The following is a 13,193-nucleotide window of genomic DNA, read 5'->3' on the forward strand; positions in this document are numbered from 1 at the left end:
TCCTAAATTAAATTTCCATCAATTATTTACAATATCTGGAAAATTAGCTCGTAAATAATCACCTACTAATTCTCCGATATGTTTTTTACCTTCAAAATCAGGATGCAGACCATCAGTTGTCATATTATCTGCTAAATAACCTTGCTCGTCCATCAAACCTGATGCCACATCTACATGATACGGTTGTTTTTCTATCCATTCATTTATTTTTAGACGTTCTTTATCCCACCCTTCACTGATATCTAAATTTATAACAGATTTCATTCTTGGTGGATTTACAGAAGTTACTGTTAAAAATACAGGAATAATATTATGTTGCTGACATTTTTGTTTTATCGATGTTAAATTATTAATTACAGTTTCCGCTTTCACCCCTGTACGTATATCATTTACACCCCCCATAACAACCAATATCTTAGGATTAAATGATAATACATCATTATCAAAACGATTTAACATATTTGAGGTTAAATTTCCACTAAAACCAATATTTAATACAGGTAAATTAGCATAAGTTTCCCAATTATATAAAGTCGCACTAGGTGGAGTGCTTACAGCTCCCCCTCCATGAGTGATACTATCGCCTAATGCTGCCACTTTTACATTATCTTGTTTTACAGTGAAATAACTATTTTTAGCTTCAGCTAATTTATGGTTATTCTTGTCATATGCCTGTACATTGAAAAAATAAAGTCCTTTTTTTGTATAAGCTTTATTATCATAATAATCCATGCCTTGTGGGCAAGTATATGATGCTATTTTTTCTATATTATTAAAATCATATTTAGGCACATAAAATACATCTATTTTATAATGGTCTGCATTTTTTACAGGCACCCATGAATATACAGGATAAACTGGCATATAATCCATTTTATCAAAATGAGTAGTGATTTTTAGCGGTGATATTTCTACATCTTTTGCCACCAAATATGTAGCATATTCACGTCTAGTAAAATCTTCTAATTTATATTCATCACCCTTGTTTTGCCAATTGAGTTTATACATTTCCCCCTTGTGTAATAATCTAGGTTTTGTATAATCTGATACTGGCACTTTATTTTCATCTAAACCTCTGACTTGCCATTTTAAATTCTGTGATAAATTCACTTCACTATTATCTAATTGATAGCCAGATGCATAGATATTGTATTTTGTAAATAATACTTCTTGCGTATCTATATTTTTTACAATTAATTCATACATAACAGCATTTGGGATTTCTGGCCAATTTAAAATAGCTGACTTAAACTCTACATTTTCGACTTTATTTTCAGTAGCATTATCTAAAGTTTTACTTGGTATGATATTTTCTTCTTTAGCTAATATTGTAGTTTTTTCTTTTTTATCCGTATTTTTATCAATATTACCTGTATTATCCATTTTATCTGTTTTTATTTTAGCCTCTTTTGTTTGCACTAAAGCTTGTTTAGAAGGAACTTGTGCAAAGGTTAAATTTACATTCATAAAATTTAAAATGCTTACAGCTAACACAGTTCTTATAAAAAATTTTTTTAATTTCACTTTATTCTCCCTACTAAATAAAACAGATAGAAAATTCTTCAATCTTCTATCTGTTTAAAATATTTTTAAGTTCTAATATCTTTTGCGTTTAGATGAAGAAGCAAAACCCAATTGTTCCCTATATTTCATAACTGTTCTTCGTGATATTTTCATACCATTTTCATTCAAAATATTTGTTAATTGTTGGTCACTAAGCGGTTTTGCTTTATTTTCATTTTCAATGAGTTCTTTTATTTTTGCTTTTACCTTATCAGCGATTATGTCTTCTTCTCCGTTTTGTTTGCTTACACTACCTGCAAAAAACTTCTTTAAAGCCACTATACCATAAGGCATTTCCATATATTTATTAGCAACTGTTCTACTAACAGTTGATTCATGTACACCAATATTTTCAGCAACAGTTTTCATAAGTAAAGGCTTCATATAGGATAAGCCTTTATAAAATACCATTTCTTGTTGTTTTACAATCTCATTTACTACTTTCAATAAAGTTATACGTCTTTGTTCTATACTTTTAATCAACCAAATGGCAGAATTTACATGTTGTTCAATATATTTTTTACTATGCGTATCTAATATATCTCTTTTATAGCAAAGACTGTTTACTCGTAATTTAGGTACATTCGTTTCATTTATAATTACTTCTAACTGTCCGTTAATATCCCTAACTACTACATCAGGTACAATATATTCTAAATTTTCTTTACCAAAAGATGCTCCTGGTTTTGGGTTAAAAGTGCGAATTATATCTATCGCTTCTTGTACTTGTATAGGTTCTACATTTTCTAATGTAGCTATCTCTTTTATTTTTCCCTCAGCTACTTTTGGTAAATATTTATCTATAATAGCTTTCATAATTCCGTCATATACATTAATTTTCTTTGCCTGTATAGCTAAACACTCTGGTAAATCTCTCGCCGCAATTCCTATTGGTTCTAATATTTGAATTTTTGCCAAAACATTTTCTATTATCTTTTCATTTATTTTCAATAATGATGATATTTCAGCTGTACTCACTCTTAAATATCCTGCTGCATCTAATAATCCAATGATATATCTAGCTACTTTTATCTCTTGTTTATCGTTAAAAGTAAAATCCACTTGTTCTGATAAATATTCTTCTAATGTCTGATTATTTCTCGTGAACTCTTTTACTTTAAAATCATCGTCATTTGCTACAGGTTCAGGCTTTTCATCATCTTTGTTTAAGTATTCTAAAAAATCCATAGTTTTATCAAAGTTAGAAGCAGGCTCAAGCTCATGTTCTGAGCTTGAGTCTATTTCTAAAGTCGGATTTTCCATATATTCTTTTTCGATGAGTTCGCCTAATTCATGGGCAGATAATTGTAAAATATTTATGGATTGCTGAAGTTTTGGTGTCATTAACAATTTTTGTTTTAAATTTAACGATAATGACTGCTTCATTGTTTTTTCCTCTTTAAATTAGCATTCAACAGGTTCCATAGCTGCAGCGAGTGCTGCACCAAGTGCAGAACCACCATTTTCTAATACAAGTTCTAATTTGTCAGCTTCTTCGCCTAAAATTTCATAAATAGCTTTTTGCATATTGTCTTTTATTGTAGGCATTTTTTCATATACAGAACCATCTACAGCTACAAATTGTTTTGGAATACCACCATTTGGATATAAATGCCACATAATACCGCAATAAGTAGCAACTACTAATCTTGCAGAACGGCTAGCGATTGTTTCAGCTAAAGCTTTTACCCAAATAGCATCATCTGTAGTTATATCTGCATTGGTTTTTGCTTTTAATAAATCACATACTCCATCTAAACTATCGCTGTTATCAGCTAAAATAGTGGATATATCAATACTTGTGAATTCTACTTTGCCAATATTCCAAGCATCATCTAAGCAATAAGATAATAATTCACCCATATAACGACCAGAAACCATTTTTTCTAAACGTTGTTCATATTGTTTTTCAGATTCCATATCTAATTTGTAATCATATTTATTGATAGCGAGTTTATTAAATCCGCCAGATTCCATATTTATAACCATTGCAGGTTTGCCCATACCAGTGAATGTTTCATAATAGCATGTATTATGACCTGTAGCATAGATAGAACCAATATTTACATTACCTAATTTGTATGCAGCTGCTAATAAAACTGCTACTGTATCATTGATAACTGCTGTTGGTTCAACATTTGTAAGATTTTTACGAGCTAAAGCTGCTTTTAATAAATCATTTACAACTTCACCTTCAACACCTTTTGTTGCAAATTCTTTAGTCCAAATGATAAGACGTGCATTATAAATATTTGTCTGAGAAGAAGGGAAAGAGAAAGTATGTCCTAATAAATATTTTTTATCGCGATTGCCATCAACAGCTTCTTCTATCATATCAGCAATAAAATCAAATAATTCATCAGCATTTGCATCAGCGCAAATAAAATCATATTCGCCTGGCACTACTAATGGTTTAGCAACTTTTTTAATAACTTCGAATTTGCCTTCACCATCTAAACGAATTAAAACTACACGAAGATTTGTGCCACCAAAATCAAGTGCTAAGTATTCTCCTGTTTCTTTACCAGTAGGTAAACCGATATAAGATGGTAACATACGTAAAGAAGATTCTCCTGTTTCTTTTACGCCATGTTCTATATCATAGCGAAAAGATGCTGCTACATCTTTTATGGCATCGCTATCAAGTGTAAATTCATCAATCATTTCTTGAAATTTTTTGTTATCCATCGAATTATTTTGCCCCTTTTTTATCTAAAAGTGAACTACTCTTCATTTGTAAATGAGAGCTTCTTGGGAAATAATTAGCAATCTAACTATATCTGCCAAGCACTACGGCTAGTCCCTAACCTGAATTTATATAATGATTTACATTTTATTTATCAATATTTTGCATAAATTAGGCGATTTTCGCCCATTAAATTAAAATCTTCCTTTAGGAATTACTTCCATCCAGTTTCCATCTGGGTCATTGATAAAATAAATACCCATTTCTTTATTTTCATAGCAAATGCAGCCCATTTTTTCATGGAGTTCATGCGCTTTTTCATAATCGTCTACTTCAAAAGCTATATGGAATGTATTATCACCTAAATTATAAGCTTCTTTTTGACCTTTTATCCATGATAATTCTAATTGATGAGTTGTTTCATCATCGCCCATATAAACTAAAGTAAATTCTGGTGTATCTAAACAGTCTACTTCTTTCAAGCCTAAGGCTTTATTATAAAAATCAATTGATTTTTCTAAATCTAAAACATATATATTACTATGCAAAAATTTGAAATTCATACCCACACCCCATATCTATTGATCTTTTTATATCTTATTTTAGCATAGATTAGAAAGTTGAACAAATACGCTTTGCCTACATAAAAATAAAATAAAATCACTATTTCCAATATATATCTTCTACTTTTTTTGCTATGATATAATTAATAGTTATGAAATAAATCACAAAAATGACATATTCTTGAGAAGATTAATTAATACAAAAAATAAAATTCTAGGAGGCTTTTTTATGAATATATCTGTTCTTGGCTGTGGTCGTTGGGCAAGCTTTCATGCTTGGTATGCCAATCATATTGGTCATAATGTAAAAATCTGGGGTAGAGAAGGCTCTAAACATCTAGAACATCTACAAACTACACATCAAAATGAATACCTTAGTCTATCTCCTGATATTACTTATACAAATGATTTGAAACTCGCATTAAATTTTGCTGATACAATCATCATCTCCATCAGCTCTCAACAATTGCGAAACCTAGCTAAGGAAATCAAAAAGACTGATTTATATATGCAAAAAACATTTATTCTATGTATGAAAGGTCTTGAAATTTCAACAGGAAAGCGTCTATCTGAAGTATTCACTGAAGAAATTGGCGAAGATTGCAATGTAGGTGTTTGGGTAGGTCCTGGTCATGTTCAAGATTTCTTAAAAGGCATTCCTAATTGCATGGTCATTTCAGCCAAAAATACAGATATCAGTAAACATATTATCAATATTTTTAGCAGTGATTTAATTCGTTTTTACTATAGCGAAGATTTAATCGGTACAGAGATTGGAGCTGCTGCCAAAAATGTAGTAGGTATTGCTGCCGGTATGCTCGACGGTATGCACTACACTAGCTTAAAAGGCGCACTAATGGCACGTGGTACTTATGAATTATCCAATTTAATCAAAGCTTTAGGCGGAAATAATATGACAGTATATGGTCTTAGCCATCTTGGCGATTATGAAGCCACTTTATTTTCAGCATATAGCAATAATCGTTGTTTCGGTGAAGATTTTGTCTTAAACAAACCATTCAGCAAATTAGCCGAAGGTATTTACACTATGCAAGCTCTCTTAAAACTTGCTGATAAACATCATATAGAATTACCAATTTGCGCTGTCATCAATGAAATTGTAATCAATCATAAAAATCCTAAAGAAGAATTATTAAATTTATTCATGCGACCTTTAAAGGCTGAATAATACAGGTGGTGAAGCTATGTCAACATTTGCGATTACTTTAAAAAAATTACTTCAAGAAAAAAACATGAAACAAAATGAACTAGCACGTTTAACTAAAATTAATAAATCTTCTATCAGCGAATACTTATCGGGAAATTATCAGCCCAAATATAAAAATATCCTAAAAATAGCTGAAGTCTTAAATGTATCTCCAAATATTTTCTTGGAAGATACTTCTAGCGAAGAAAATATTAAACGACTTCCTATCTTAGGCAAAATCGCTGCTGGTATTCCCATCTTAGCTCAAGAAAATATTGAAGGTTATTTGCCTTATGATGATAATGATGCTGATTTTTGTCTACGTATCCATGGTGATAGCATGATTAACGCTCGCATCAATGATGGTGATATCGTTTTTATCAAACAACAATCAACTGTAGAAAATGGAGAAATCGCTGCTGTCTTAGTCAATGATAGTGCTACTCTAAAGCGTGTTTATTTCGTAGATGATACAGTGCAACTACGCTCTGAAAATCCTAAATATAAACCGATGGTTTTCTCAAAAAATAATTGCGATAATTTCCGCATACTAGGAAAAGCTATCGCTTTATACACTAAATTTTAAATAAAAAAGATGCTTTGAGAATATATATCTCAAAACATCTTTTTTTATTTCATCAAAATAGATTAAATTACAATATATTAATCAACCATTTTCATGCCACATTCTTCCATGAGTTTCTTGGCTTCTACATATTGAGCTATACCTTGAGCTACTTTTTGAGCATCTTTCATAGCTACAACTACAGTAGCTGGTCCATTAACTACATCTCCACCAGAGAAAACTCCATGTCGCATAGTCATACCATATGGTTTTTCACGAGTTTTCACAAACCCATTTTCATCTACATCAATACCGCTTGTAGAGTCTACAATTCTGCTAGCAGGTTTTTGTCCTATAGCAATGATTATTTTATTTGCAGAGAAATATTCACGTCCATCTGTATCTACGACTTTGTCTAATGCTTCATCAAATTCACGTACCGAACATTTTATACCTGTTACTGCATCTTCTCCTATGATTTCTACAGGACCTCTTAAAGCGTGTATTTCTACACCTTCTTCTTTAGCTGCATCTATTTCAGATTTTAAAGCTGCCATATCTTCTTCACGACGACGATTTACAACTTTTACAGATTTTGCACCGCAACGCATAGCTGTACGCGCAGCGTCCATAGCAGTATTACCACCACCAATTACCACTACTTCATCGCCTTCTTTGATTGGCACTTCATTAGGGTCAACGCTATTGCTATTGGATAATTCCACCATCTGCAAGAAATATGTTGCTTGAATTACACCTTTTAATTTAGCACCATCTATTGGTAAAGATTTAGATAAAGCATTACCAGTACCAATAAAAATAGCATCAAAGCCCTGATTAAATAATTCATCTACTGTAATTTCTGTGCCTACCATGATATTTAATTTAAAATCTACGCCTAATTTTTTAATGCGTTTTACTTCACGACGAACTACTTGTTTTGGTAAGCGAAATTCAGGAATACCGTACATCAATACTCCACCAGCTTCTGGCTGAGAATCAAATACTGTTACCTTAAATCCCATTTTAGCTAAATCCCCAGCTACTGTAAGACCAGCAGGGCCTGAACCAATTACTGCAATATTTCCAGGCTGAGATTTCGCCACATTTGGAGCCACTAATTCAAGTTCTCCGTCCATGTCGGCAATGAATCGCTCTAATTTACCAATTTTTATTCCTTGACCTTTACGTCCCAAAATACAAGAACCTTCACACTGACGTTCATGCGGGCAAACTCTACCACAAACTGCTGGTAAATTACTACGCTGAGCAATAATCATACTAGCCTTACCTAAATCACCATGCGATAATGCATCTATAAATTCTGGAATATTATTACTAATTGGGCACCCCGTACGACACATTGGCTTTTTACAGTTCAAGCAACGTTTTGCTTCAACAATAGCTTCTCTAAGCGTATAGCCATTTGTCTCGTATCCTACATCAGCTGTATTTGACATATAATTCACCTCTATGGTTTTAGTACTAAATTATTTATATTAATTATATCATTAAATCAAACTAATATACAATTATTTTAACAAAAAAAGCCATCAGTTATAAGAACTAATAGCTTTTCTTCGTGAAATTTATATTTTATTTTTAACGTTTTTCAATATTTTTAACTTCTAATTCGATACCGCCATGCCAATCTTTATCTACTTCAGCATAAATGCGTACAGGTGTATCCATGGATAATTGATACCATATATCATCATCAACTTCTACTGTCATAGAATTTCCTTCATTATCAGTAAATGTATATAAATCTTTGTAGATATGTTCAGTGAATTCGCCATCTACTAATACACGTTGTTCGTCCCAACCGTTAGCTTTAATATCTGCAATTGTCGTTACTTGAGCACTATTGTGGTGCTTAGCTGCGAATACAACAGCTGTACCTAAAACAAAAACAGTTACTAAACTCAATACTACCGCTAACATTTTTTTCATATTATCACTCCTATATATTTATTAAAAATAAAATCCTTATTTATTATTTTTATCAGGTAAATAAACTCCAACATTTTACACTTATATAATAAACAATTATTATTAAAGAATAATTATATCCAAATTAAAATTAGATTAAAAATAGACGCTAGGACTTTTTATTTACTAAAAAAAATGGTTTTATATATGTAAGAAGTATTTTTAGGAGGAATTTTTATGAGCAAAATTTTAATTGTAGAAGATGAACACCGCATTGCTCGTTTTTTACAAATGGAACTAGAGCATGAAGGTTTTTCAACTGCCAGTGAGAGTAATGGGCTACGAGCATACGAGCGTATTATTCAGGAAGATTATGATTTAGTCTTACTAGATATTATGCTACCAGATATGGACGGATTGACCATCTGCCAAAATGTGCGCAAATTATCCGATATCCCTATCATCATGCTCACAGCAAAAGATGAAATAAATGATAAAGTAACAGGTCTTGATATCGGTGCTGATGACTATATTACTAAACCATTTGCTATTCAAGAACTTCTAGCTAGAATACGTGCTACCCTTCGCAAGCATAATAATTCTACTACTAAACCTGCAGAAGAACCTTCAGTGTTCAAATTTAAAAATATCCATGTATATCTTGACCGTCATGAAGTAAAAGTTCATAACCAATTAGTTGAACTCACTAAAAAAGAATATGATTTACTTTTATATTTATTACACAATCATGACCATGTTTTATCTAGAGAGCAAATCCTCCAATCCATCTGGGGTTATGAATATATGGGTGATACCAATGTAGTCGATGTTTATATTCGCTATTTACGCGCCAAAATTGATGATTATTTCAATGAAAAATACATTCATACAGTAAGAGGCATCGGCTATGTTATCAAAACTTAAAACTTATTTAAATATGTGTATTCACCCTCGTTTAAAATATATGCCTATTTCCCTAAAATTAGCTTTTATCTACAGCATCATGCTCTGCTTAATTTTAATTGTAACTTTAAGCAGTACCTTGATTGGCATACATTACGTTCTCTTTCATGAAGCTGAAGTATCCATCAATTTATCTGCTAATTATGTAGAGAAAAAAGCTAATAATGAAACAGTGCCAGAATTACTACAAGATGTAAAAAGTTCTGCCCTTATCCCTGGCGTTGTCATGCGTGTAACAGATAGCAATAATAATATAGTTTATGATAGTTTGCCAATGTATATATCTATCAATCACGTTCAGGACTCACTTGCTAGACAAGAAAAACATCCTCAAATTGAAGATTACATTCGCAACGCTCTTTTACCTTCAGATTTAAAATTTGTCAATTTTAAACATTTTTGGATTTTCTATACACAAAGAACTATTGTCAAAAATGATGAAACGTATACACTTCATTTCTTGCGAACGATTACAGCAGAAAAAGTATTTTTAGAAGAATTATCCGAAACTATTTTTTATGCTGGAATTGCAGGGGTAATAATCTCCATTATCTGTGGTTTTCTCCTCAGTAGAAGATTATTAAAACCATTAAGAGATATTACCACGACTGTAAAAAATATTGAAATCCAAGATTTAAATCAACGCATCAAAGTACAGCCAACTAGAGATGAATTAGAAGAACTTTCTAATACCTTTAATTTAATGTTAGAGCGTTTACAAAAAGGTTTTGAGCAACAGCGTCAATTCATATCCGACGCCTCTCATGAGCTTCGCACGCCTGCCACTGTAATTTGCGGTTATTCAGATATGCTTGCTCGTTGGGGTAAAGATGACCCTCAAACTGCTGATGAATGTATCACAGCTATTCATTCTGAAGCCATCAATATGCAACGTTTAATTGAAAAGCTCTTATTCTTGGCTAGAGCAGACCAAAAACGTCAAGTATTGCATAAAGAGTCATTGAATTTAAAACCTTTAATTGCCGATATTGCCAAAGATACGCAATTAATCGCACCTCAACATACTATCACTTGCACTCATAATGATGATGGATATATCTTTGCTGATGAATTAGTGATGCGTCAAATGCTTCGTATCTTTTTAGATAATAGTATAAAATACACGCCAGATGGCGGAAAAATCACCATTTCCTCAGAAAATAAAGTCAAACATATGATTGTAAAAATCTCAGATACTGGTATCGGTATCGCTAAAGATAAACAAGATAAAATCTTTGAGCGTTTTTATCGCGTAGATAGTGCTAGAACAAGAAACGGCGTCGGTGGTACAGGTCTTGGTCTTTCCATTGCCAAATGGATAGCTGATGCCCATGATATCGAAATCAGATTATCTAGCAAATTAAATAAAGGAACAACAATTATTTTAATCATTCCTAAAGATAACTAAATAAAGCACCTTAGGCTTAAATCTATGAGCTTAAGGTGCTTTTTTCGTATTTTATTTATGAAATTTTAATCAATATCTAGCTTGTCCGTTAATAAAAGAAATCATTGTTTTAGCTGGCAAAGTTACCATTGTACCATCGGGTTGTTGCCAAGAAATAGATTTTTTCAATACTCCAGAAGTTACATATCCTTCCTTAGAAAAGCTTATATCTTTACCACCTGCAAATTCTACAAATCCAGCCATTTCATCGCCAGCTAAACCTGTTTTAAAACCATATGGTCTTAAAAGAGCATTATCTCTCAAGCGACCATTTTTCACTGAACCATCAGGATAAAAACCTAATTCATATTGGTCTTCAAATGTAATCAGACCATATTTATCTTTATTTACACTTACAGTTACTTCTTCATCAATAGTACCAGATAATACAGTACCATCGGTCGCAAAAGTTACAGGCTTATTGCCTTTATAGCGTACATGAGCATAAGTTGGGAAAGGAATAGAAACACTTGTAAACGGATGGAAAATACGAGGATAGAAAATACTATTATTACTTTCCTCATAATAATCATTGATTACATTTCTCCAGCCAGTAGGACGAAGTGCAATATCACGATTTAATACACCTGTTATCACTTCATTATTCTCATTTAATTCCACTACTGTACCTTTTTTGAATTTCAAATCATCATTTGCCACGCTAAAACCTTGAGGAACTAATACTTTCGTCTTATCTAAAGTCATAGTTTTTGCCTCTGCCATAGACATAGATAAGCCACAACATAATAAACCTACTGCTAAAAATACTTTTAATTTTTTCATTTTATCACCTCTTATATTTAATATGACAAAAGCTCATCAAAATTGATGAGCTTTTATTTATCTTATTATTTTAGCACTAAAATTATTCTGGTTTTTTAATTACTTCAATGCCACCCATGTATGGACGAAGCACTTTTGGAATTACTACAGAACCATCTGCTTGCTGATAGTTTTCTAATACAGCAGCTACAGTACGTCCTACTGCAAGACCAGAACCGTTCAATGTGTGTACAAATTCAGGTTTTGCACCTGCACTGCGACGGAATTTTATATTTGCACGGCGAGCCTGATAATCGCAAACATTAGAGCAAGAAGAAATTTCACGATAAGTATTATAGCTTGGAAGCCATACTTCGATATCGTAAGTCATAGCAGCTGTGAAACCAATATCACCTGTGCAAAGTTTTACTACATGGTAAGGGATTTCTAAGAGCTGTAAAACTTCTTCTGCGTTATTAACCATTTTTTCTAATTCATCATAAGATGTTTCAGGTTTAACGAATTTAATCATTTCAACTTTGTTGAACTGATGTTGACGAATAAGACCACGAGTATCGCGACCAGCACTACCTGCTTCTGCTCTAAAGCAAGCAGTATAAACGCTGTAGTATTCTGGTAATTTATCGCCATCTAAGATTTCATCTCTATGGAAGTTAGTAGCTGGAACTTCACCTGTTGGTACGAGATAATAATCTAAGCCTTCAAGTTTGAACATATCTTCAGAGAACTTAGGCAACTGACCTGTACCAGTCATGCTATCTTTATTAGCGATAAATGGTGCAAGCATTTCTGTATAGCCTTGTTTATCTACATGTAAATCCATCATGAAGTTAATCAAAGCACGTTCAAGTCTTGCACCTAAACCTTTATAGAAAGTAAAACGTGTACCTGTAACTTTTGCAGCTCTTTCAGGATCTAAAATATCAAGGTCTGCACCGATATCCCAATGAGCTTTTGGTTCAAAATCGAATTCACGAGGAGTACCCCAACGGCGAACTTCTGGATTATCGCTATCATCTTTACCTACTGGTACAGATTCATGGCACATATTTGGAATACGAAGTAAAATATCATGTAATTCATCTTGAACTTCACGAAGCTGTTTATCTAATTGGCTAATTTTTTCACCAACTTGACGCATTTCTAAAATCACAGCATCAGCATTTTCTTTATTCTTTTTCATTTCGCTGATTTTTTTAGAAACAGCATTTTTCTGGCTTTTTAAATTTTCTGTTTCAGCAATGATTTCACGACGTTGTTTTTCAAGTTCCATGAAACGGTCAAGATTCATTGGATTATTTCTGTTTTTTAAATTCTGTAATACTAATTCAGGATTATCTCTGACAAATTTTATATCGAGCATTATTTTAACCTACCTTTTTTTGTAACTAAATATGTAGTAATCTTAATTTTACAACATAATCCATTAAATTAAAAGTTTACCACATAATTATTTCATTTTCTATGGATATATATTTCAAAAT

The 13,193-nt window shown here is 32.2% G+C and carries 12 protein-coding genes; 4 read left to right on the top strand and 8 right to left on the bottom strand.

Annotated elements, in window-relative coordinates; genetic code table 11:
- Nucleotides 1-18 precede the first annotated feature (18 nt).
- From GXM21_RS12070 to GXM21_RS12085, 4 genes are all read right to left on the bottom strand, one after another.
- The gene (locus tag GXM21_RS12070; protein WP_008539361.1) at nucleotides 19-1,524 is read right to left on the bottom strand and encodes an SGNH/GDSL hydrolase family protein; all 1,506 of its coding nucleotides are present in this window, start codon (nucleotides 1,522-1,524) and stop codon (nucleotides 19-21) included.
- Nucleotides 1,525-1,596: 72 nt separating this feature from the next.
- The gene (rpoN, locus tag GXM21_RS12075; RefSeq protein WP_008539360.1) at nucleotides 1,597-2,949 is read right to left on the bottom strand and encodes an RNA polymerase factor sigma-54; all 1,353 of its coding nucleotides are present in this window, start codon (nucleotides 2,947-2,949) and stop codon (nucleotides 1,597-1,599) included.
- Nucleotides 2,950-2,967: 18 nt separating this feature from the next.
- A complete protein-coding gene (locus tag GXM21_RS12080; RefSeq protein WP_008539359.1) occupies nucleotides 2,968-4,251 on the bottom strand; it encodes a hexokinase family protein in 1,284 nt (427 codons plus the stop codon).
- A 192-nt stretch (nucleotides 4,252-4,443) separates the two neighbouring features.
- Nucleotides 4,444-4,812, bottom strand: a complete 369-nt coding sequence (locus GXM21_RS12085; RefSeq protein WP_008539358.1) for a VOC family protein — start codon at nucleotides 4,810-4,812, stop codon at nucleotides 4,444-4,446.
- Between the two features lie 229 nt (nucleotides 4,813-5,041).
- On the opposite strand from GXM21_RS12085, the gene GXM21_RS12090 reads away from it, so the two are divergent.
- Nucleotides 5,042-6,001: an NAD(P)H-dependent glycerol-3-phosphate dehydrogenase gene (locus tag GXM21_RS12090; RefSeq protein ID WP_008539357.1), complete on the top strand. Its 960-nt coding sequence runs from the start codon at nucleotides 5,042-5,044 to the stop codon at nucleotides 5,999-6,001.
- Nucleotides 6,002-6,017: 16 nt separating this feature from the next.
- The gene (locus GXM21_RS12095; RefSeq protein ID WP_008539356.1) at nucleotides 6,018-6,605 is read left to right on the top strand and encodes a LexA family protein; all 588 of its coding nucleotides are present in this window, start codon (nucleotides 6,018-6,020) and stop codon (nucleotides 6,603-6,605) included.
- Between the two features lie 77 nt (nucleotides 6,606-6,682).
- Here the strand turns inward: GXM21_RS12095 and GXM21_RS12100 are convergent, their stop codons facing one another.
- Both GXM21_RS12100 and GXM21_RS12105 read right to left on the bottom strand, forming a co-directional pair.
- Nucleotides 6,683-8,044, bottom strand: a complete 1,362-nt coding sequence (locus tag GXM21_RS12100; RefSeq protein WP_008539355.1) for an NAD(P)-dependent oxidoreductase — start codon at nucleotides 8,042-8,044, stop codon at nucleotides 6,683-6,685.
- Nucleotides 8,045-8,186: 142 nt separating this feature from the next.
- On the bottom strand, nucleotides 8,187-8,537 hold the full coding sequence (locus GXM21_RS12105; protein ID WP_008539351.1) for a NirD/YgiW/YdeI family stress tolerance protein: 351 nt from the start codon (nucleotides 8,535-8,537) through the stop codon (nucleotides 8,187-8,189).
- Nucleotides 8,538-8,753: 216 nt separating this feature from the next.
- Here GXM21_RS12105 and GXM21_RS12110 point away from each other — a divergent pair, with 216 nt between their 5' ends.
- On the top strand, nucleotides 8,754-9,440 hold the full coding sequence (locus GXM21_RS12110) for a response regulator transcription factor (protein WP_008539350.1): 687 nt from the start codon (nucleotides 8,754-8,756) through the stop codon (nucleotides 9,438-9,440).
- Nucleotides 9,424-10,887 (top strand): sensor histidine kinase, encoded by a 1,464-nt coding sequence (locus tag GXM21_RS12115; protein WP_008539348.1) that lies wholly within the window; start codon nucleotides 9,424-9,426, stop codon nucleotides 10,885-10,887. The genes GXM21_RS12110 and GXM21_RS12115 overlap by 17 nt, the downstream gene beginning before the upstream one ends.
- 69 nt (nucleotides 10,888-10,956) lie before the next feature.
- On the opposite strand, the gene GXM21_RS12120 is transcribed toward GXM21_RS12115, so the two are convergent.
- Both GXM21_RS12120 and serS read right to left on the bottom strand, forming a co-directional pair.
- Nucleotides 10,957-11,709, bottom strand: coding sequence for a hypothetical protein (locus GXM21_RS12120; RefSeq protein WP_008539346.1), 753 nt, complete (start codon nucleotides 11,707-11,709; stop codon nucleotides 10,957-10,959).
- A gap of 82 nt (nucleotides 11,710-11,791) precedes the next feature.
- Nucleotides 11,792-13,072 (bottom strand): serine--tRNA ligase, encoded by a 1,281-nt coding sequence (serS, locus tag GXM21_RS12125; protein ID WP_008539345.1) that lies wholly within the window; start codon nucleotides 13,070-13,072, stop codon nucleotides 11,792-11,794.
- Nucleotides 13,073-13,193: the final 121 nt, after the last annotated feature.

This window comes from Megamonas funiformis (assembly GCF_010669225.1).
GTDB classification, from domain to species: Bacteria; Bacillota; Negativicutes; order Selenomonadales; family Selenomonadaceae; genus Megamonas; species Megamonas funiformis.

What these genes read in the sequence shown, in the direction of transcription:
- rpoN (WP_008539360.1), bottom strand. Translation starts at nt 2,949, where the DNA reads ATGAAGCAGTCATTATCGTTAAATTTAAAACAAAAATTGTTAATGACA.
- GXM21_RS12085 (WP_008539358.1), bottom strand. Translation starts at nt 4,812, where the DNA reads ATGAATTTCAAATTTTTGCATAGTAATATATATGTTTTAGATTTAGAA.
- GXM21_RS12120 (WP_008539346.1), bottom strand. Translation starts at nt 11,709, where the DNA reads ATGAAAAAATTAAAAGTATTTTTAGCAGTAGGTTTATTATGTTGTGGC.
- GXM21_RS12095 (WP_008539356.1), top strand. Translation starts at nt 6,018, where the DNA reads ATGTCAACATTTGCGATTACTTTAAAAAAATTACTTCAAGAAAAAAAC.
- GXM21_RS12115 (WP_008539348.1), top strand. Translation starts at nt 9,424, where the DNA reads ATGTTATCAAAACTTAAAACTTATTTAAATATGTGTATTCACCCTCGT.
- GXM21_RS12110 (WP_008539350.1), top strand. Translation starts at nt 8,754, where the DNA reads ATGAGCAAAATTTTAATTGTAGAAGATGAACACCGCATTGCTCGTTTT.
- GXM21_RS12105 (WP_008539351.1), bottom strand. Translation starts at nt 8,537, where the DNA reads ATGAAAAAAATGTTAGCGGTAGTATTGAGTTTAGTAACTGTTTTTGTT.
- GXM21_RS12080 (WP_008539359.1), bottom strand. Translation starts at nt 4,251, where the DNA reads ATGGATAACAAAAAATTTCAAGAAATGATTGATGAATTTACACTTGAT.
- GXM21_RS12090 (WP_008539357.1), top strand. Translation starts at nt 5,042, where the DNA reads ATGAATATATCTGTTCTTGGCTGTGGTCGTTGGGCAAGCTTTCATGCT.
- GXM21_RS12100 (WP_008539355.1), bottom strand. Translation starts at nt 8,044, where the DNA reads ATGTCAAATACAGCTGATGTAGGATACGAGACAAATGGCTATACGCTT.
- serS (WP_008539345.1), bottom strand. Translation starts at nt 13,072, where the DNA reads ATGCTCGATATAAAATTTGTCAGAGATAATCCTGAATTAGTATTACAG.